19 protein-coding genes are annotated in these 18,882 nt (G+C 62.5%); 8 read left to right on the forward strand and 11 right to left on the reverse strand.

The features are described 5' to 3' along the window. Positions 1 to 56: 56 nt before the first annotated feature. Together KUV49_RS04085 and KUV49_RS04090 are read right to left on the reverse strand one after the other, a co-directional pair. Positions 57 to 1,244, reverse strand: a complete 1,188-nt coding sequence (locus tag KUV49_RS04085) for a tyrosine-type recombinase/integrase (RefSeq protein ID WP_222451735.1) — start codon at positions 1,242 to 1,244, stop codon at positions 57 to 59. 212 nt (positions 1,245 to 1,456) lie between these two features. After that, positions 1,457 to 3,436 carry an alpha/beta fold hydrolase gene (locus tag KUV49_RS04090; protein ID WP_222451736.1) on the reverse strand — a complete coding sequence of 660 codons (1,980 nt, stop codon included), beginning with the start codon at positions 3,434 to 3,436 and terminating at the stop codon, positions 1,457 to 1,459. Positions 3,437 to 3,739: 303 nt separating this feature from the next. On the opposite strand from KUV49_RS04090, the gene KUV49_RS04095 reads away from it, so the two are divergent. The 6 genes from KUV49_RS04095 (at position 3,740) to KUV49_RS04120 (ending at position 7,534) form a co-directional block, all read left to right on the forward strand. Continuing rightward, entirely contained in the window at positions 3,740 to 4,351 is a 612-nt protein-coding gene (locus KUV49_RS04095) for a ribonuclease D (RefSeq protein WP_152498231.1), read from the forward strand. A gap of 2 nt (positions 4,352 to 4,353) precedes the next feature. Beyond that, positions 4,354 to 4,977, forward strand: coding sequence for an LPS export ABC transporter periplasmic protein LptC (gene lptC / locus KUV49_RS04100; protein WP_152494312.1), 624 nt, complete (start codon positions 4,354 to 4,356; stop codon positions 4,975 to 4,977). Positions 4,978 to 5,009: 32 nt separating this feature from the next. Continuing rightward, entirely contained in the window at positions 5,010 to 5,471 is a 462-nt protein-coding gene (gene lptA, locus KUV49_RS04105; protein WP_222451737.1) for a lipopolysaccharide transport periplasmic protein LptA, read from the forward strand. Continuing rightward, positions 5,471 to 6,229 carry an LPS export ABC transporter ATP-binding protein gene (gene lptB / locus KUV49_RS04110; RefSeq protein ID WP_152494310.1) on the forward strand — a complete coding sequence of 253 codons (759 nt, stop codon included), beginning with the start codon at positions 5,471 to 5,473 and terminating at the stop codon, positions 6,227 to 6,229. The genes lptA and lptB overlap by 1 nt, the downstream gene beginning before the upstream one ends. Positions 6,230 to 6,457: 228 nt before the next feature. Continuing rightward, positions 6,458 to 7,021, forward strand: coding sequence for a ribosome hibernation-promoting factor, HPF/YfiA family (gene hpf / locus KUV49_RS04115; RefSeq protein WP_222451738.1), 564 nt, complete (start codon positions 6,458 to 6,460; stop codon positions 7,019 to 7,021). 48 nt (positions 7,022 to 7,069) lie between these two features. Beyond that, on the forward strand, positions 7,070 to 7,534 hold the full coding sequence (locus KUV49_RS04120) for a PTS sugar transporter subunit IIA (protein ID WP_152494308.1): 465 nt from the start codon (positions 7,070 to 7,072) through the stop codon (positions 7,532 to 7,534). Here the strand turns inward: KUV49_RS04120 and KUV49_RS04125 are convergent. The 8 genes from KUV49_RS04125 to cysQ all read right to left on the reverse strand — a co-directional run bounded on the left by KUV49_RS04125 (position 7,522) and on the right by cysQ (position 16,516). Further along, positions 7,522 to 8,952: a sulfotransferase family 2 domain-containing protein gene (locus KUV49_RS04125; protein ID WP_222451739.1), complete on the reverse strand. Its 1,431-nt coding sequence runs from the start codon at positions 8,950 to 8,952 to the stop codon at positions 7,522 to 7,524. The two genes, KUV49_RS04120 and KUV49_RS04125, sit on opposite strands and share 13 nt — an antisense overlap. Continuing rightward, positions 8,953 to 10,653, reverse strand: a complete 1,701-nt coding sequence (locus tag KUV49_RS04130) for a beta-1,6-N-acetylglucosaminyltransferase (RefSeq protein ID WP_222451740.1) — start codon at positions 10,651 to 10,653, stop codon at positions 8,953 to 8,955. 13 nt (positions 10,654 to 10,666) lie between these two features. Further along, entirely contained in the window at positions 10,667 to 11,653 is a 987-nt protein-coding gene (locus tag KUV49_RS04135; protein WP_222451741.1) for a glycosyltransferase family 2 protein, read from the reverse strand. A 184-nt stretch (positions 11,654 to 11,837) separates the two neighbouring features. Continuing rightward, positions 11,838 to 12,860: a glycosyltransferase family 2 protein gene (locus KUV49_RS04140; protein ID WP_222451742.1), complete on the reverse strand. Its 1,023-nt coding sequence runs from the start codon at positions 12,858 to 12,860 to the stop codon at positions 11,838 to 11,840. Between the two features lie 39 nt (positions 12,861 to 12,899). Next, positions 12,900 to 13,883, reverse strand: coding sequence for a UDP-glucose 4-epimerase GalE (gene galE, locus KUV49_RS04145; RefSeq protein WP_222451743.1), 984 nt, complete (start codon positions 13,881 to 13,883; stop codon positions 12,900 to 12,902). A gap of 16 nt (positions 13,884 to 13,899) precedes the next feature. Then, positions 13,900 to 14,799, reverse strand: a complete 900-nt coding sequence (locus KUV49_RS04150; protein ID WP_222451744.1) for a UTP--glucose-1-phosphate uridylyltransferase — start codon at positions 14,797 to 14,799, stop codon at positions 13,900 to 13,902. Positions 14,800 to 14,918: 119 nt separating this feature from the next. Continuing rightward, complete coding sequence (locus tag KUV49_RS04155) at positions 14,919 to 15,719, reverse strand: 3-deoxy-manno-octulosonate cytidylyltransferase (RefSeq protein WP_222451745.1); 801 nt, start codon at positions 15,717 to 15,719, stop codon at positions 14,919 to 14,921. Further along, positions 15,719 to 16,516 (reverse strand): 3'(2'),5'-bisphosphate nucleotidase CysQ, encoded by a 798-nt coding sequence (gene cysQ / locus KUV49_RS04160; protein WP_222451746.1) that lies wholly within the window; start codon positions 16,514 to 16,516, stop codon positions 15,719 to 15,721. The genes KUV49_RS04155 and cysQ overlap by 1 nt, the downstream gene beginning before the upstream one ends. A gap of 138 nt (positions 16,517 to 16,654) precedes the next feature. On the opposite strand from cysQ, the gene KUV49_RS04165 reads away from it, so the two are divergent. Beyond that, a complete protein-coding gene (locus KUV49_RS04165) occupies positions 16,655 to 17,476 on the forward strand; it encodes an ABC transporter permease (RefSeq protein ID WP_222451747.1) in 822 nt (273 codons plus the stop codon). After that, positions 17,473 to 18,087 (forward strand): SH3 domain-containing protein, encoded by a 615-nt coding sequence (locus tag KUV49_RS04170; RefSeq protein WP_222451748.1) that lies wholly within the window; start codon positions 17,473 to 17,475, stop codon positions 18,085 to 18,087. The genes KUV49_RS04165 and KUV49_RS04170 overlap by 4 nt, the downstream gene beginning before the upstream one ends. Positions 18,088 to 18,099: 12 nt before the next feature. On the opposite strand, the gene KUV49_RS04175 is transcribed toward KUV49_RS04170, so the two are convergent. After that, positions 18,100 to 18,708, reverse strand: coding sequence for an alpha-ketoglutarate-dependent dioxygenase AlkB family protein (locus KUV49_RS04175; protein WP_222451749.1), 609 nt, complete (start codon positions 18,706 to 18,708; stop codon positions 18,100 to 18,102). Positions 18,709 to 18,882: the final 174 nt, after the last annotated feature.

Genomic DNA, 18,882 nt, shown 5'->3' on the forward strand with positions numbered 1-18,882 from the left:
TTAGGACTGCCCGCAATCTGGCACAGAAAGGTTTAAGCAGAATTAATGCCCAAAAATTAGGCAAACCGAATCACCTCACTCGTGTTCTCCCCGGTGACGTGTTCCGCCCAACGGGCCATCAAAACACGGCGTTGATCGAGGAAATCCGTGCGGCGATAGGCACGGGCAACTTTCGTTCCGGTCACGTGCGCCAAAGCCACCTCGGCAATGTTTTCCGGCGTACTGGTCGCCTCTGCGCACCAGGTTCTGAAGCTGGATCTGAAGCCATGCGGGCGGGCGTCCATGCCGCGCCGTTTCATCAGTGCGCTCATCGTCGCGTCGGAAATCACACCCTTCCGCACACTCGGAAACAGGTAGCCATCCCGCGCCAGTGGCTTGGCTTGCTCGATGACGGCCAACGCTTCTTTAGACAGCGGCACCCGGAACTCCTGCTCATAGCCTTTCTGCGACTTCATGTTTTCGGCGGGAACGGTCCACACGTCGCCTTCAATCTCATCTAGGCGGCAGAAGCGGATCGGCTTGGACCGCAGAGCTGTGAGGATTAGAAGCCTAAGCGCCAGGTGCGTGACCGTTCCATCCGAAAGGCTTTCATAGAAGCTCGGCACTTCCCGCCACGGCAGCGCCGGAATGTTCCGTGCTTCATGTCGGGACTTGCCCAGCAGCGCCTTGGCTTTTTCCGTTGCCTGAACATCCACATCGAGTCCCATGGCAGCAGCATGCTTCAAGGTGATGCTCAGCCGGTTTAGAGCCTTTCTCGCGGTGTCTGACTTCGTGTGCCAGATAGGTGCCAGGGTGTTCTTGATGTCACGCTGGTCGATATCCTCGACCGGGACTTTTCCAATCTTTGGCAAGACGTGCAGTTCGAGGGGAGTGAACCACCGGCCTGCCTTTCCGTCGCCTTTCAACTCGGCCTTCTTGGCTTCGAATGCCTCCACCGCCACTGATGACAAGGTATGGTCTTCGCGCATAGCATCGCGGCGCAGTCGTTCCCTTTCCTTGATCGGGTCTTTTCCCTCCCGCACCACGGCCCGCCAGCGCTCGGCAGTATCTCGGGCTTCTTTCAGGCTGACATCGTTCAGGGCACCGAGCCCCATTTCCCTGCGTCTGCCGTGGACAGTGACACGAAGCACCCACTGAGCCCCGCCGTCTTCACGCTTGTGGAGCCATAGACCAGCACCATCGGAATACTTGCCGGGTTTCGCGTTCTTGACCTTGGCGGCTGATAGCTTGTGTTGCGCAGGCAAATCTCTGTCCCCCTCTTAATCCACCTCTATATATAGTATAGAACGCGACAGCATGAAACAGCATGAAACAACGAAACTACCGAATTTATTGGAAAACTGTGATATATGACACGGATTGGCACTACATGATATAGGTATTCAATGCCCTTCAGCGGCACCACTTTCCTGGATACATCTCAAACCTCTCTACAAGGGTTCGTCTCCTTCGGGGTTTACTGCGCCGTCTCGACCCAAGGTGCGATATGGAACGCTGGAACCGCCGTCGCCTCGACGCAGGAATTGTCGAGCCTGCGTGAGGGATCATTGACGAAGGCCACGGTCATGTCTCCGACGCAATCGACATAAGCCAGCGCGCCGTGACCGGCCTCGGCAATGAAGAAGTGCTGCGCATTGGTCAGCCCGCGCGTGGCCTCCTTTGCCCAGCTTGCAGCAGTCTGCGTGTCCCATCCGGACCCGATTGAAACCGTGGGAATATCGCTTTCCACCACCTCGTGCCAGTTGTCGCGCGGGGCCGGTGTGAATGCGTTGCAAGCCGTGTAGACGACCGTGGCCGGGCCATCGAAAAAAGCCGTCACGTCAAAGGGCTGTTCCGCGACCGTCTGCCGGTAACCTTCCATCGTGTTGTACGGCACATCCTCCTGGCATGCGTAGAGCATCAGGTCGATAGAGTTCTGCTGAAACTCCAACGTGTGAGACTGCACCGATTGCGCAGCGTCGGCATAGACGGCGGAGACTTCTTCGTCGGTCATCGCCTCCACGATGGCAAGCAGGCGCGCAAGGTGTGGCCCCTCGAAATGCGTTTCGACAAACACCGACAACCTGTCGCGCGTGGGTTCACCCAACTGCAGCGCCGAGTATCCTTCCAGTGTCGCGCGGGCGGCATCCGAGGTGACGATCGTGTCGGGCACGGCGGCAGACATTTCGGCATCGAACAATCCCGGCATCGGGCCCAGCACGCGGTCACGGCGCAACTGACGGCGCAGGTCAGCCACGGCGATCCCGAGCGCCGTTGTGGCATCCTCGATGATCTCGGCATCTCCCAGCGCCATCTGCAGAAGATGCAACTGCTGCTCGGTCAGGTCCTCCCGCCGTGCCGCAAGAACCGCGTCCGCATCCGGCTGCGGCACAGAAAAATTCCAGTCCTTCACGACCATTTCAATCGTTGGCGTGTCTTCTCCCCGGTGCAACTCGTACACCATCGCGGGAATATACGGCGTGAGCGAGCCGAGGTTGAACCGATCGTTGCGCTGCGAAAAGAAGTTGAGCACCAGTTGCGGCGGAATGGTCGCGCCGTCGACCACCAGGTCCCCCGCCGTCGACCGCGCAATGACGTCGCGCAGCACCTCGTCCAGATCCGGATAGGCGGTGTCACAGGCCGTGTCCGCGGCGCAATCCTCGACCAACCGTTGCATCGACTCCGCCAGTGGCAGGGTCAGCGTGTCATAGAGCCGGACCCAAGGTGGCGCGACGCCGTCGATCACGGCTGACCGGACACCCTCGGGGGCGCTGCGCAGCACCTCCAGCGTCAGCTTGGTACCGTAGGAAATGCCGTAAAGGTTCCATTCCTCGTAGCCCAGCGCGGTCAGGATCATCGGCACGTCCAGCGCGTTCTGCCGCGTGTTGTATTTCGAAAGATCCGTGCCGTCCGCCTCGATCTCGGACAGGCAGTCCTTCAGGAACTGGCTGACCACGGGGTTTCCCTCCGGGTCCGCTTCCAGCGCGCCCGTCTCCTCGGTAATGACCTGGCTGACATTCTGCGCAATCTGTTCGTTGCAGACCACGCTGCCCGAAGAGATGCCCGCAGCCCGCTGATCGAAGATGATCACGTCGCGATTGGCACGAAACGGCGCAAAGGCATCCGCCATGAAGCTCAGACCGCTGTTCAGGTTACCGATCCCGGGCCCGCCATGCAGGTAAACCAGCGGGTCCGGAGCCGGATAGGTCGTTTCTGATCGCAGGATCGCAAAGGCGAGGTCGACACTTTGCCCGTTCTCCGGCGCGTCGTGATCCTCCGGCACGGTGACCGTTCCGCAAAGGATCGTCTCGCCGACGATTTCCGACATCGCCATCGGGTCGCGACAAGACACGATCTCGGCGGGGGCGCCTTCGCCCCGAGCCAACAGGGTCTCGAAATACCTCCCGTCCGGTTCGGGCGCCGTCAGGGCCATCAGCAATGCGATGATATCTTCCATCGTGAACCTCGCTTGAATGAATTGCGGGCAGAAAACGCCCCGGTTCATCGTTACAAATGCACATGTCGAAATCTTGTACTTCGGGCGACTGTCACATCGGACCTGACACAGCGGACTGCAGGTGACCCACGCCAGAGCAACGCCACGGCTTGACGGTGCAAGACCACACTACCACGTATGTCGTGATCGGTCCAAAGACGGGCCGCGCGATTGCTTTTCGTTGAGCGTCCGCATCTTTTCGCTTAAGCAGGCGCACATCGCGCGGCAGCGCCCTATATGAGTTCGAAAACAAGCGGGCGGATCATGGCCAATCACTTCTACAAATCGGACCTTCCGGACGACCTCGATCTTGGGTCCGTCGTCGCCATCGACTGTGAAACGATGGGGCTCAACCCCCATCGGGACAGGCTTTGCGTGGTGCAGCTGTCGGGCGGTGACGGCGACGCGCATATCGTTCAGGTGATGCAGGGCCAGACCAGCGCGCCCAACCTCGAACGTCTGCTGACCGATCCCGGCGTCCTGAAGCTGTTCCATTTCGGCCGCTTCGATATCGCCGCGATGTTCAACGCCTTCGGGGCACTGGCCGCGCCTGTCTACTGCACCAAGATCGCCAGCAAGCTGATCCGCACCTATACCGACCGGCACGGGCTGAAATACCTGCTTCAGGAACTGCTGGGCGTCGATATTTCCAAGCAACAGCAATCGTCGGACTGGGGCGCGCCCGAACTGAGCGACGCGCAGCTGGACTATGCCGCCTCTGACGTTCTTTACCTGCACCGGCTGCGCTCGGAACTGGACGCCAGGCTGGCCCGCGAGGGCCGCACCGAGCTGGCCCAAAGCTGTTTCGACTTTCTGCCGACGCGGGCCCGCCTGGACCTGGCCGGCTGGCCCGAAACGGATATCTTTGCGCACTGACCATGGCAACGACCGACAACTTCTACTCGCGGCTGGTGGCCTGGATGAAGATCATCCTGCCGTTGGCCGCGCTTGGCCTGTTGTCCACGATCTTCCTGATTTCGCGCCATATCGACCCGACCAAATCCATCCCCATCGCCAATATTGACCTGGAACAGCGCGCGCGCGACCAGGGCGCGACGAACGCGGCATTTGCCGGCGTGACAAGCGGCGGGGACGAGGTGACGATCACCGCCGAAACCGCCCGCCCGGCAACGGACGATCCGCGCCTGATCAACGCCGAGGATGTCACCGCCGAGATGCGGCTGTTTTCCGGCGGCATGGTGACCGTCAGGTCCGATCGCGGCGACATGCACCAGTCCGATCTGAACGCCTCGCTGATGGGCAACGTCCATATCGACACGACCACCGGCTACGAGATGACCACCGAGCGGCTGAACGCAAAGCTGGACGTCCTTTACGCCGAAACGCCCGGCCCCGTGTCGGGCACCGGCCCCGCCGGAGACCTGACCGCGGGGCGCATGGTCTTGTCCGAGGACGACGAGACCGGCGAGGCACATTTGGTTTTCACCGAAGGGGTGAAGCTGGTATATACCCCGCAGCCGTCCGAGGACCCAGATCAGTGACCCATTCGTTTCGCATTTTGTTTGCAGTCATTTTGTTTTGCCAGCCACTTGGCGCCGCCGCCCAGGGCGCGCAGGTCGCCTTCGGCAACACCGCGCAGGACAGCAGCCTTCCGGTCGAGGTCACCGCCGACAATCTGGACGTGAACCAGCAGGACGGCACCGCGGTCTTTACCGGCAACGTTCTGATCGGACAGGGCGAGATGCGCCTGTCCGCACCCCGCGTTCTGGTGGTCTACAAGAACGATCAAAGCGGCATCGAAGAGCTTCAGGCGACCGGCGGCGTCACCCTTGTCAGCGGCGAGGATGCGGCCGAGGCGTCGCGCGCCGATTACAACGTCGACACCGGCCTGATCGAGATGGAGGGCGACGTGCTCCTTGTTCAGGGTATCAACGCGCTGAGCGGTGACAAGATGTTCGTCGACACGCGTGCCGGGACCGCCCGTGTCACGGGCCGCGTCAAGACGATCCTGCAACCCGAGGACGGGAACGAGTGATGGCCCGGCCAGAGTTGCATATCGCCCACGAAAGCACCGGCCTGTCGGTCGAGAACCTGCGCAAGAGCTACAAGAAGCGCGTCGTCATCCGCGATGTCACCCTGTCCCTGCGCCAGGGCGAGGTCGTGGCGCTGCTCGGCCCGAACGGGTCGGGCAAGACGACGACCTTCTACGCCATCGCCGGCCTGATCCATCCCGAGGGCGGGCATGTGCGGATCGACGGGCGCGACGTGACCAACCTGCCGATGTATCGCCGCGCCAAGCTGGGCGTGGGCTACCTGCCGCAGGAAATGTCGATCTTTCGCGGCATGTCGGTCGAAGACAACATCATGGCGATCCTCGATATCTCGAAGGACAGCCGCCACAAGCGCCGCGAGCGGCTCGAGGAATTGCTGTCGGAATTTTCCATCGAGCACCTGCGCCGCGCCCCCGCGCTGGCATTGTCGGGCGGTGAGCGGCGCCGGGTGGAGATTGCCCGCTGCCTTGCCGCCCAGCCCAAGTACCTGCTGCTGGACGAACCCTTTGCCGGGGTCGATCCGATCTCGGTCGGCGATATCCGCCACCTGGTCGCCGACCTCAAGAAGCGCGGCATCGGCGTACTGATCACCGACCACAACGTGCGCGAAACGCTCGAGATCGTGGACCGTGCCTATATCCTGCATGACGGCAAGGTGCTGATGTCGGGCACCCCGTCCGAGGTCGTGTCGAATGAAAACGTCCGCCGCGTCTACCTCGGCGAAAATTTTCGTATATCCTGAGCGATCTTGCGCCGGGCGTCCACGCAATCTCCATTGACAAGATGCCCATATCGCGGATCAAATGAGGTATGACGCTTTCGGTTTTTGCACTGTTCGAGCCGTGCGACCCATCCTTTGGGCCGGGCCCGGGCACACAGAAAACGTCATTACATCCCTCACGGATTTGACCTGGATCAGCGCGTCTCATCGCGCCACAGGCCATTTCTGTCCGCATGTTGGAGGTTCTGAATGCGCTATCAAATCAGTGGAAAACAAATCGATGTCGGCCAGGCTTTGCAGACTCATGTCGAGAACGAGTTGAACTCCATTGTGGAAAAATACGCCGAACGGCCGACGGACGCGCTCGTGGTCTTTTCCAAGAGCGCGAGCGAATTCGTCTGCGAGGCAACGGTCCACCTGTCCACCGGGCTGACCGCCCAGGCCAAGGCCCACGCGCATGAGATCTACGCCGCGTTCGACGATTGCAGCGAGAAACTGGAAAAACAGTTGCGCCGCTACAAGCGCCGTTTGAAGGACCATCATCGCGACCGGGCGGAACCTATTGAACTTTCTCAGGCTTCCGCCTATATCCTCGCCTCCGAAGCCGATGGGGGAGAATCGGAACCCGAAAGCCTGCAGCCGGTTATCGTCGCAGAGATGGAGCATCATATTCCCTCTCTGTCGGTCGGCGAGGCAGTCATGCAGATGGAACTTGCCGGCGCCCCGGTGCTCGTGTTCCGGAATGAAGGAAAAGAAGGGGTCAACGTCGTTTATCGCCGCGATGACGGCAATATCGGATGGATCGACCCGTAAACGATCGAGCAAGCAAGGCGGAACCGGCCGCCGATGGAGCATAACTGAATGCAGTTCACTCAGATTTTGCGGCCTGACGCGGTCCGGGTCTATTCCTCCGTGTCCAGCAAGAAGCGCCTTCTGCACGAGCTTGGCAGCATTGCCGAGTCCGTCTACGGCCTCGATCCGCAAAAAGTGGTGGACGCCCTGATCGAGCGCGAAAACCTCGGACCCACAGGCGTGGGGCATGGCGTGGCCTTGCCCCATGCGCGTCTGGCGGGCATCGACTCGGTCGTGGGTGCGCTGGTGCTGCTGGACACGCCGATTGACTTCAACTCGGTCGACCGCCAGCCGGTCGACCTGGCCTTTGCCCTGTTCGCGCCCGAAGATGCCGGCGTGGAACATCTCAAGGCGCTGGCGCTTGTCTCGCGCACCCTGCGCGATCCGGCGATCTGCGCCAAGCTGCGGGCCAATGACGACCCCGCGACGCTGCACACGATCATCACCGAGGCACAGTCGGTTCAGGCGGCGTAAGCCCGAAACCCGAACATCATGTAGTCGCGCTGGTAAATGTCACTGACCAGCGTCTCGATCTCTTCGTCGTAAATCTCGTCGATCGAAAAGGGCTGATCGGGCACGGATGTGGCCGGGCGCGCGGCCGCGTCATAGCCCACCGATGCCGCCAGCCGCGGAAGCGCCTCGGCCAGTTCCTCCTCGCGCAGCACGAGATCCGGCAGGCTGAACTGCGCCATGCCCTGCATGATCGCCGATTGCGTGGCCCAGTGCGCATCCACACGGATATTCGTCTGTCCGGCAAGGTTCGCCTTCAGAAACTCCAGAAACGCCGCGAATGCCTGCTTGTGCGCCTCGCGGTCATAGCCCTCGTCCGGCATCTTGCCCGGCAGCGGCAGCTTGTGGAAATTGCGCAGCGTCTTTCGGATGTCCGCGAGACATCCCGGCCCGGTCTGCAGGATCTTGTCGCAGAACGCGGCATGGGCCCGCGCCACGGGATGCCGGACCACGGTAAAGCCGCGATGCCCCGGATGACGCCGCTTCCACTGGCGCAGGTCCTTCTGGTTCAGCTTGGTCGGCAGGTCGTCCGCCGCCACGCCATCCAGCCCCGCCAGCCAGTCGCACACCGCCGCCTCGGGTCCCGACCGGATCGGCATGTACAGCAGCGCGGCATGGGCCCCGGTCACGAAGCCCGGGACCGCCGGCCCCCGGCGCGGCTCGAAATTGGGCGTCCGGGTCAGGTTGAACGGATCGAGCCCGGCAAAGGCCTGTTCCATGTCCCTGAAGTTGGACACCTTGTCTTCCAGCCCGCTGGGATTCTGCTTTTTCAGCGACGCGTCCAGCGCCTCCAGCCGCTCATCGCTGCCCAGGAACTTCGCCAGGCCGTTCAGGACGTCGAGGTTCTGCAGATCCTCGTAGGCGATGTAGAACGCCGCCTGTCCCGACGCCTGAAGCCGGTTCAGCAGGAACACCTGGAATTCCTGCAGCTTCGTCACATGCGTCTCGAACTCGGCCCTGTCGAAGCGAACCCGGCTGTCCTTGCGCCGCTTCACGTTGGTCAGCTTCCACTGGCCCGTGGCCTGGGCGATCTTCCAGCTGACATAGCTCTCCAGCGGGTTGCGCGTCAGGATGATCTTGGCGCAGCGCGGATCGCCCAGCATCACGTCAAGGATCCGCGGATCATGATCGTGAAAGTACCGGAACCCGCCCATCTTGCCCGGCACGTCCCGCACCGCCTTGATCAACTGCATCGGGTCGGCATCGCGCGTATGCTGCGCCACGCCGGCGATCTCGTCGCGGTTGGGATAGCCGATGAAATGCGGGTTGAACGCCTCGCCGAAACACTCGAAGCTTTCGAACGCATTCAGGTTCGCCTCGAGAAAGTTGGACCCGGTGCGCATCTCAGCAAACACCGCGAAATAGTCGAATTCGCCTGCCATCTATCGCACCAGGTAGGGTTTGCGTTGTTGTCCCTGCGGCTCGTGCAGGCGGTGCTCGACCGGGAAATCGCCCATCAGGTAGGGATGCATCCCCTGGTTCTTGAGGTTCTGCAAAAACTGCCCGAACCCGGTCAGGTCGGCCATCTTGGGCACCTCGGCCAAGCCATGCACGCTTTGCTTTCCGATCTCGTCGATGATCGTCTGCAGGGGCTCCATCGGCGCCTCGATGAACTCCGCCATGGTCCAGATCCGCACCCGCGCCTTGCCCCATTGCGAGCGCAGCACGTCGAGGTGCTTGCTTTCGATCTGCTGCAGCAGCGCCGCCTCCTGCCGGATGTCGGCGAAATTCATGTTCGACTTGAACAGCGGCACCGCCCACGCGCCCGAAATCACCGAGATCTGCGCGTTCTGGTCCTTGGCCAGCGACCACTCGATCTTCTTGATGGTGTCGCGCGGTCCCAGCTGGAAACATTGCCGCTCGCCCCGCGTGTTCCAGATCAGGCTCGCCAGGAACGCCTGCGGATTGTAATCGCGCAGCTTCGCGCTGTCGCTCAGCGCGCCGTTCATCACCGTCTGCCCATCGGAAAACTCCGCACGCTCCGGTGCGAACAGGTGCCCATGCACCCGCGTGCCCGTGACCTTGGCCAGCCAGGGCTCGAAATTCTCGAAAAGGTCGCTGAACCCCTCGAACACCGAGTATTGCGCGCAAGTCAGCCCGTTCTCGCGCCCCTCCACTGGAAACCGGCTTTGCATCAGCAGGCCCGGCCGCCCGCGCGTCCGCCGTTCCACCGCCTTGGCAAAGATCCGGTCGATCTTGCCGGGGTTGGGCTCGGTCCGCTTCATCGCGCCCGCCGCATCGGTCAGGAACGCATTGTAAAGCCGGTTTGCAAAGGGCCAGATCTTGCGCGCCACGAAACAGTCCGACCGCCGCAAAAGCTGCAGGTGATCGTCGTAGAAAATGTGCGGCTTGCCCTGGTAGTCGAATTTCGACAGGGTCAGCGACCGGCTCTCGATCTGCCTGGAATAGAGCCTTGCAAGCGTCTGGAAATAGCTTTCGTCCGGGATCCACACCCGCTTGAAATAGCTGTCATAGGTCGCCCGCTCGGGGTCCGTCAGGATCGCCGACAGGGTCTGGCGCGTCAGGCACCACCACTGGCTGCCCATATGCGGCACGATCCCGTTGGGAATGCGCCGCTTGTAGCCGATATTGCGTTGCAGGCGAACATAGGCGTCGAAAAGCTTGCGGTGCCGCCGCCACGAAAACGGGAACCGCAGGGTGAACCGCTCGTGATCCAGGCCCCCGATCGTCCAGGGCACATCCGCCGTCGTGGCGCTTTCGATGAAATCGGTCTGCGGCCGATCCTCCAGGTAGTCGATCAGTTCCTGCACCGGCCGCAGCGGCAGGCACGACCCGGACGCCAGGTAAACATGCCGCACGTCGGGAAAGCTCTTCAGCATGATCTCCGACGCCGCCTGCGTCGCCGCCACCAGCCCCCAGGTGCCCCACTCGCACCGATGCCGCCTGGCGAATTTCACCTGCTCGAGGTCGGACAGCGCCGCGACGAAATTCCTGTACGTCTCGTTGGGCACGTTGCGGTCTGCATGGATGACCAGCGGACAGCCCGCCGCGGCCCAATGGCGCGCCACCTGCTCGGCCCGGTCGAATGCCGTATGGACCAGCATTATGATGCCGACGCTCACCCTCTGCCCATCCTCATGCCCAGTTGCCCTTGGACATCAGCCCAAGAATTTCCAATTGTCGCCAGTTTATATATTTCTCCGACCATTTGCACCAAAGGTCGGGGCTGTCCTGAAATTTCTCGGCATATGATCTGTATTCGACACTTCCGGCATAGTGCTGCCCGCGCTGCAACTCTTCCTCGGCCTTGGCGGTGAAGGTGTTGAGGAACTTCGCGTGCAGCAGGATGCCACTGGCCTTCTCGCCGCCCCACTCGTCATAGGTCAGGTTCAGACCCCGCGGCAAAAGCGTGTGGGTCGAACTGATATAGGTGTACCGCTTGTCCCACTTCACCAGCGGTGTCTTGTTCAGCGCCGGTGACTTCTTGGGCCTGTCGGCAAAGAAAACCCGGCTGCGCGGCCCGCCCTGGATCCACAGGTTGCCGTATTTGCGGTTCTTCTCGATCACGTAATTGCCCGGATCGAACCAGCCGGCAATCTCCAGCGGGTCCTGCCCCGGAAGGTACGACACCGAGTCGATCCGGCCCTTCGGGTACATGTCCAGCAGCATCGCACCGAAGGATTTGACCTGGCTGGTGTCCAGCCAGTCGGTCAGCGCCCGAATGGGGCGCGTGTCGCAGAACGGGTAGATGAACAGCTCGTCGGGATCGACCACCAGCGTCCAGTGCCCGTGGCCATGTTTGCGCTGCAGCCAGTTCAGCCAATCGACCCCGAACTTCGAGCCCTTGTAGCTGGCCTTGGTGGTCCAGATCGACACGTCCTCCTGGTCGGCCATGAACTCGCGCCCGCCATCGGTGCTGTCATTGTCGACGATCAGGAAATGCGAAACCCCGAGGTTGCGATAATATTGCAGAAAGAAGGGAAGGCGCACGAACTCGTCGCGCATGGTCGAGAACAGCAGGATGTCCCCGGGCCGGATCTTGCGCGTGCGGTCCACCACGGGCTTGAGCGAGAAATGCTTGCGAAACGCACGGATGCGATGCCGCTTCCGCCGCAGCCGCATCGCGTATGACTGCAAGATACTCACTACTCAGATCCCTTTGGCCGCCGGCCAGACCAGCCGCCACCATACCCGGACTGCGTTAAAGCATTCTTTTCCAAAATGGTACACCGATGAAAACACCGGCTCCGTTCCCCTCGCCTCGGTATAAGCGACTGTTTACAAAACGCAAACAATTCCGAACCCATCAGATCCAGTTGCCTTTCGACATCAGGCCCATCGACTCCAGCTGCCGCCACCCGATCAGCCGCGTGGACTGCTCGCACCACAGGTCCGGGTTTTCGGTCAGCGCGTCGTAATAGCTGTCGTAAAGCGTGCTGTTGGCGAAATGCTCGGCCCGCGTTTTCTCTTCGGCCGAGCGGTCGACGATCGTGTTCAGGAACTTCGTGTGCAGCAGGATCCCGGACAGAAGCTCTCCGCCCTGCTCGTCGTAGACCCGGTTCAGGCGCCGCGGCAGCAGGGAATGCGCGCTGCTGACATAGGCGTAGCGGCGGTTCCACTTCACCAGGGGCATCTTGCCCATCGTCGGCGCCCGCTCGGGCCGTTCGGCAAAGAACCTGCGCGCCCGCACCCCGCCCTGGATCCACAGGTTGTGCAGGTCCGGCTTCTTTTGGATCATGTAGTTGCCACCATCGAACCAGCACAGCCGCTCGAACGGATCGTCGCCCGCCGCGTAGGGATGCGCCGCCAGCTGGCCCTTGGGATACATGTCCAGCATCAGCGTTCCGAAAGACCGGCGGCCCGACTGCTCCAGCCGTTCGACCAGCGCGGGCAGGGGGCGGGTCTCGTGATGCGGATAGATCAGGATCTCGTCGGCATCCAGCGTCAGGCACCAATGCCCGTGCCCGTGCTGCATCTGCAACCATGTCAGCCAGTCGACCCCGAAGCGCGACAGCTTGTAACTGGCCTTCGTCCGCCACAGCGACACGTCGTCTTGCGCCTGCAGGTAGTCGCGCGTGCCGTCGTCGCTGTCATTGTCCACGAACAGGAAATGCCGCACGCCCAGCGCGCGATGATGCGCCAGGAAAAACGGCAGGCGCACCGCCTCGTTGCGGACGGTGGAAAAGCACAGGATGTCCCCCGGCGCGATCCGGTCGGTGCGGTCCACCACCGGGCGCAGCTGGCGTCGCTTGCGCAGCGCACGAAACAACAGGCGCCGGCGCTTCCACCGAAGCCTGTACGCCACCCACGCCTCCGAAAGCACGCTCATCCGTCCTGCCTGACCCTTCCTTCGACCGCAGGGTCGGCGTTATTTCTCGTAATGTCCAGTTTGATGCCACCGCCACGCATCGCGGATCATCTCGTCCAGCGTCGAGCGTGACGGGCTCCAGCCCAGCTCGGACACCGCGCGCTCCGACCCCGACACCAGCTTGGTACAGTCGCCGGGCCGCCGCAGCCCCTCGACGACGGGCACGTCCTTGTTGGTGATGCTGCGCGCGTGGTCGATCACCTCGCGCACCGAGAAACCGTCGCCGGTGCCCAGGTTGAAGACACGGCTTTGCTTGCCGTCTTCCAGCCATTTCAGCCCAAGAACATGCGCATCGACAAGATCGCAGACATGCACGTAGTCGCGGATGCAGGTCCCGTCGGGCGTGTCGTAATCCGTCCCGAAGATGGTCAGCGCGTCGCGCTTGCCATCCACCGCATCCAGGATCAGCGGCACAAGATGCGTCTCCGGCTGGTGAAACTCGCCCACCTCCGACTCCGGGTCCGCACCCGCCACGTTGAAATAGCGGAAAATCACGTGCCGCAGCCCGTGCGCGGCCTCGAAATCGCGCAGCATGTCCTCGATCGCGCGCTTCGACGCGCCGTAGGCGTTGATCGGCGCCTGGGGGCTGGACTCGTCCAGCACCACGTTGTCCTGGTCGCCATAGGTCGCGCAGGTCGATGAAAACACCAGGTTCAGGCACCCGGCCGCCACCGCCGCTTCCATCAGCACCAGCGACCCGGTGACGTTGTTGTCCCAGTACCGTCCCGGCTCGCGCATGCTCTCGCCCACCTGGCTCAGCGCGCCGAAATGCAGCACCGCGGTCGGCTGATAGGCCGCGAACACGGAATCGAGCCGCGCACGATCGCGCAGGTCGCCCTGCTCGAACGGGCCGAACCGGACCGCCTCGGCCCATCCGGTGCTCAGGTTGTCATAGGTTATCGGCGTATACCCGGCGGCCGCCAGCGCCTTGCAGGCGTGCGAGCCGATATACCCGGCCCCTCCGGTGACAAGAATATTGGCCACGGGACGGGCTCCTTCGTTACTGGGCGGCCTTGGCCGGCTGAACCACGTCCGTCAGGTACTTCATCAGGTCGTCGCGCAACTCTGGCCGGTTCAGGGCAAAAGCCACCGTGGCCTGCAGGAAGCCGGATTTCGAGCCGCAGTCGAACCGCTCGCCCTCGAAGCGGAAGCCGAAGACCTCTTCGCCCTCGTCCCGGGCCGAGTCGATGGCATCGGTCAGCTGGATTTCTCCGCCCGCGCCGGTCTGCTTCTTGTTCAGCTTCTGCAGAACGGTCGGCGTCAGGATATATCGCCCGATCACCGCAAGGTTCGACGGCGCCTCGCCCGGGGCAGGCTTTTCGACCATGCCCTTGGTGGAGACCATCCGGCCCATGTCCTCCTTGACGTCCAGCACACCATAGGCCGAGGCCTTGTCCGGGGGCACTTCCATGGCGGCCACCATGTTGTTCTCGCCATCGGTTTCCTTGAACGCCTCGGCCATCTGCGCCAGGCATGATTTTTCCGCCGCGATCACGTCGTCGGGCAGGATCACCGCGAAGGGCTCGTTGCCGATCAGGCGCCGCGCGCACCACACCGCGTGGCCCAGGCCCAGCGCCTTGTTCTGGCGCGTATAGGCGATCTCGCCGCTGTCCATGTTGGTCGACTTCAGGATTTCCAGCAGCTCGTCCTTGCCCTTCTTGCGCAATTCCTGCTCAAGCTGCGGCGCGTTGTCGAAGTAATCCTCCAGCGCGCCCTTCCCGCGCGAGGTGACAAAGATGAACTCCTTGATCCCCGCCTCGCGCGCCTCGTCGATGGCGTATTGCACCAGCGGGCGGTCGACCAGGGTCATGATCTCTTTCGGCACCGACTTGGTCGCCGGCAGAAAACGCGTGCCAAGCCCTGCGACGGGGAAGATTGCCTTTGTCAGTTTCTTGCGCATCGGAAGCTCCTTAACCGCGATCACTGCATTACGAAACAACTTGGCTCACGCTGCCGACCGGAACACAACGGGTCATATATGGCAGGTCGATGAAACCTCGTGCCTTCATCTCGTATTGCTCATGACATGTGCATCTCGCGCATCATGCCTTCTATTCTCTCAATATCTTCCGGGTTGTTGAGTTCCCAGAATTGCCGTCCGCGTGCCTCGACCTCGACGCACAGGATAGCGCGCCCGTTCTCGAGAAACCGCAACTGTTCCAGGCCTTCCAGCTGTTCCAGCGGACCTGCCGACCAGTCGCCATAGGCGTACAACGCCTCCGGTCTGTAGGCATAGACGCCCACATGGTGAAAGACCGGGGTATTTGCCCCGTCGTCATATACGTCCGAAGTATAGGGAATGACTTCCTTGGAGAAGTAGAGCGCATGCCGAGATCGGCTGAAAACGGCCGTCGTCCCGCCGACACGCCCATTCGCCCGGTCCTGCAGAAACCCGTTGAGCGCACGACCATCGCAGCGCAGCACCGGGGTGGCCACGTCGGCCTGCGGGTCGCTGCGCATCCCGGCGACAAGATCCTCGACGAACCAGTGCGGCGTCAGCGGCGCATCGCCCTGCAGGTTGACCACGATCTCGTAGTCCTCCCCGACGCTGCGCAGCGCCTCTGCACAGCGCTCGGTTCCGTTGGCGCAGTCCGGCGACGTCATCACCACCTCCGCGCCAAAGGCGCGCGCCGCGTCCTCGATCCGGGCGTCATCCGTGGCCACGACCACCTGCGCGACGCCGGCCACGCTCTGCGCGGCACGCCAACTGCGCTCGATCAGGCTTTTCGAGGTCCCGTCGACGCCGCGCAGCATCGCCAGAGGCTTGCCCGGAAAACGGCTCGAGGCATATCGCGCCGGAATGACGATCAGGACACTCATCAGGCGGGCTTCAGCTCGACGCCGGGCGCGTGGCCGATGAAGAAGGGGTTTGCGAAGTCCGCCTTGCCATAGGTCAGCGGCGTCTGGTCATCGAACCGCACGACCCGGCCGCCGGCCCCCGCCAGCACGGCGTGCCCGGCGGCGGTGTCCCATTCCATCGTCCGGCCCAGGCGCGGATAGATATCCGCCTCGCCGGTCGCGACCAGGCAGAATTTCAGGGAGGACCCGGCGCTTGTCATGTCCTTCACCGCATACTTGCCGATATAGTCGTCCGTGGCCTGATCCCGGTGGGACTTGCTGGCCACCACCATCAGCGCCTCATTGTCGGGATCCGAGACGCCGATGTCGGTCAGCGCGCCCGACTTGTGGCGGGCGAACGGCCCGGTTTCCTCGACCGACGTGCCATCGGCCCGGGTAAAGAACATCCGGCCCTTGGCCGGTGCATAGACCACGCCACGCGTGGGCACGCCGTTCTCGACATAGGCGATATTGACCGTAAAGTCGCCGCGGCGGTGGATGAATTCCTTCGTTCCGTCCAGCGGATCGACGATCAGGAACGTATCGGCCCGCGCGCCGTGGGTGTCGGCCTGTTCCTCGGTGATCAGAGTCACATCGGGAAACGCCGCGCGCAGCCCGTCCGAGATGATCTTGTCCGCCGCCTCGTCCGCCGCCGTGACCGGGCTGTCGTCGGACTTCACCTTCACATCGAAATCGTCGGCGTCGTAGATCTCCATGATCCGATCGCCGGCTTCCAGCGCCAGCCGGCGCATCACCGTGACAAGTTTGTCGTAATCCAAACCCTGCTCCAATTCTTTTTCACAGTCCGCAAAGGCGTTTGTTGCGGGAATGTTGCGCGCCCCTTATGCTGCGTCACTAACGGAACGGCAAGAATTCCGTGTGAGATTTCAGCAAAAGGCAGCCGGTCCAGACAGGTCATGTTTCAGAACACGCGCAAGAAATCCCTGCTGTCGTCCATCGTGACGATCTGCGAGCTGATCTACCACACCACCGTCCGGGATGTGCGCAGCACGCATGGCAACGCCTTCATGGCGCTGTTCGTCAATATCAGCACGGCGATCATCTTCGTCCTCGCCTTCTATTTCATGTTCACGGTGCTGGGCCTGCGGGGCGCCAAGCTGCGCGGCGATTTCATGCTCTACATGATGTCCGGCGTGTTCCTTTATCTCACCCACGTCAAATCCCTTGGTGCGGTCGCCGGGGCGGCGGGGCCGTCCTCCCCGATGATGCAGCATGCGCCGATGAACACGGTGATCTCCATCACGTCCGCCGCACTGGGGGCCCTGTATATCCAGGTGCTGTCCGCCCTGGTGATCCTGTTCGTATATCACACCGCCTTTCAACGGATCGAGATCGACAATCCGATCGGCGCCCTGGGGATGCTTCTCCTGGCCTGGTTCACGGGCTGCGGCGTCGGGCTGCTGATCATGGCGGCGAAACCCTGGTTTCCGACCGCCGTGAACATCGTCCAGGTCGTCTACACCCGCGCCAACATGATTGCGTCGGGCAAGCTTTTCGTCGCCAACACGCTGCCCGGCTACATGCTGGCCATGTTCGACTGGAATCCGCTGTTTCACGCCATCGACCAGTGTCGCGGCTACGTGTTCGCCAACTATTTCCCGCACAACACCAACGCCCAGTATGCCCTGATCGTCGGCTGTGTCCTGCTTGTTCTCGGCCTGCTGGCAGAGTTCTACACGCGTCAGTTCGCCTCCAGCAGCTGGTACGCCCGCCGATGAAAGCAGTCCTGTCAGCCTGTCTTCTGTCGCTCTGGGCCAGCCTTGCCCACGCGCAGGCCGTGCCCGCCTTCTACGACGTGTCCGGCGTGGCGCCTGACGATGTCCTGAACGTGCGCGCCGCGCCCGGCGTCGGCAATTCCATCGTCGCCAAGCTGGACGCCGGCGCCACCTATATCGAGGTCGTGGGCTTCGACGAAAAACGCGAGTGGGCGCGCATCAATGTCGAGGAACAGTCCGGCTGGGTCGCCGCGCGTTTCCTCACGCGCCGCGCCGACCAGCCCGACGATGAACTGCCCCGCCCCCTTGTCTGCACCGGCACCGAACCGTTCTGGTCGCTCGAAGTCGCGCGCACCGCCAGCGCCACTCTCGACCGCATGGACGAAGACCCGGTCTCTGTCTCCACTCTCAATCCGGTCACGTCGGAGAACCGGACGGACCGCTACGCCATATTCGGCCAGTCGCAGACCCAAGAAGTCTTCACCTTCATGTTCCAGCGCGATGCCTGCACCGACGGCATGTCCGACCGCTTCTATGGCATGAGCGTCGACCTCTTTGTGACCGAGGAATCGGGCGTCACCTACCTGACCGGCTGCTGCAACCTGTCGCGCTAGGTGCGGCTGTGGTCAGTCCACCACCCGGCATGTCAGGTTGATGCGCCCCGGATGTTCCAGCAGCATAGAGGTGCCCGGCCTGATCCGGTCGATCCCGTGATAGGTCAGCCGCGCGTCGCCGCCCATCACCACCACGTCCCCCGACTGCAACCAGTGCGACTCGGTCTTGCCGCCCCGCGTCGCGTTCCCGATGCGGAACAGCCCCTCGTCGCCCAGCGACACGGACAGCACCGGCCAGCCGAAATCGGCCTCGTCCCGGTCCTGGTGCATCCCCATCCGCGCGTCGGCATCGTAGAAATTCACCAGGCAGCAATCCGGCATCCTCTCGGCGCTCACCAGGTCCCGCCAGATCGACAGAACCTCCTCGGGGATCGGCGGCCAGGCCATGCCCTCGGGGTGCCGCTCCTCGTAGCGGTATCCGCGCCGGTCCGACACCCAGCCATAGCGCCCCGCCGAGGTCATCCTGACCCGCATCGGCTTGCCATAGGGCGTCATCGGCGAAAACAGCGGCGCCGTGCGCACCACGCCCCGCAAAGCGTCCACCAGCGCGGCCTGCTCCGCGGCTTCAAGATATCCCTTGAAAATGCGAAATCCGCGTATCTGAAGCGTCTCGTCGGTCATGTCTCCCCGGATTCCATCGAATCCGCCAAATTAAAACCCGAATCCTGCGATTCACCGCTTTTCAACCGCTTGCAGGGCCATATTCCCCTGCCTATATACCGTCCGAAGCGCAGAGACCGCTTTCGGGATCTGCAACTCACACGGTGGCCAGATGCCTTTAACGGGTCCGGTCGC

The organism is Roseovarius atlanticus, assembly GCF_019802205.1.
Taxonomy (GTDB): domain Bacteria; phylum Pseudomonadota; class Alphaproteobacteria; order Rhodobacterales; family Rhodobacteraceae; genus Roseovarius; species Roseovarius atlanticus_A.

What these genes read in the sequence shown, in the direction of transcription:
- hpf (WP_222451738.1), top strand. Translation starts at nt 6,458, where the DNA reads ATGCGCTATCAAATCAGTGGAAAACAAATCGATGTCGGCCAGGCTTTG.
- KUV49_RS04165 (WP_222451747.1), top strand. Translation starts at nt 16,655, where the DNA reads ATGTTTCAGAACACGCGCAAGAAATCCCTGCTGTCGTCCATCGTGACG.
- KUV49_RS04175 (WP_222451749.1), bottom strand. Translation starts at nt 18,708, where the DNA reads ATGACCGACGAGACGCTTCAGATACGCGGATTTCGCATTTTCAAGGGA.
- KUV49_RS04150 (WP_222451744.1), bottom strand. Translation starts at nt 14,799, where the DNA reads ATGCGCAAGAAACTGACAAAGGCAATCTTCCCCGTCGCAGGGCTTGGC.
- KUV49_RS04095 (WP_152498231.1), top strand. Translation starts at nt 3,740, where the DNA reads ATGGCCAATCACTTCTACAAATCGGACCTTCCGGACGACCTCGATCTT.
- KUV49_RS04170 (WP_222451748.1), top strand. Translation starts at nt 17,473, where the DNA reads ATGAAAGCAGTCCTGTCAGCCTGTCTTCTGTCGCTCTGGGCCAGCCTT.
- KUV49_RS04090 (WP_222451736.1), bottom strand. Translation starts at nt 3,436, where the DNA reads ATGGAAGATATCATCGCATTGCTGATGGCCCTGACGGCGCCCGAACCG.
- KUV49_RS04120 (WP_152494308.1), top strand. Translation starts at nt 7,070, where the DNA reads ATGCAGTTCACTCAGATTTTGCGGCCTGACGCGGTCCGGGTCTATTCC.
- KUV49_RS04155 (WP_222451745.1), bottom strand. Translation starts at nt 15,719, where the DNA reads ATGAGTGTCCTGATCGTCATTCCGGCGCGATATGCCTCGAGCCGTTTT.
- KUV49_RS04135 (WP_222451741.1), bottom strand. Translation starts at nt 11,653, where the DNA reads ATGCGGCTGCGGCGGAAGCGGCATCGCATCCGTGCGTTTCGCAAGCAT.
- lptB (WP_152494310.1), top strand. Translation starts at nt 5,471, where the DNA reads ATGGCCCGGCCAGAGTTGCATATCGCCCACGAAAGCACCGGCCTGTCG.
- KUV49_RS04140 (WP_222451742.1), bottom strand. Translation starts at nt 12,860, where the DNA reads ATGAGCGTGCTTTCGGAGGCGTGGGTGGCGTACAGGCTTCGGTGGAAG.
- KUV49_RS04125 (WP_222451739.1), bottom strand. Translation starts at nt 8,952, where the DNA reads ATGGCAGGCGAATTCGACTATTTCGCGGTGTTTGCTGAGATGCGCACC.
- lptC (WP_152494312.1), top strand. Translation starts at nt 4,354, where the DNA reads ATGGCAACGACCGACAACTTCTACTCGCGGCTGGTGGCCTGGATGAAG.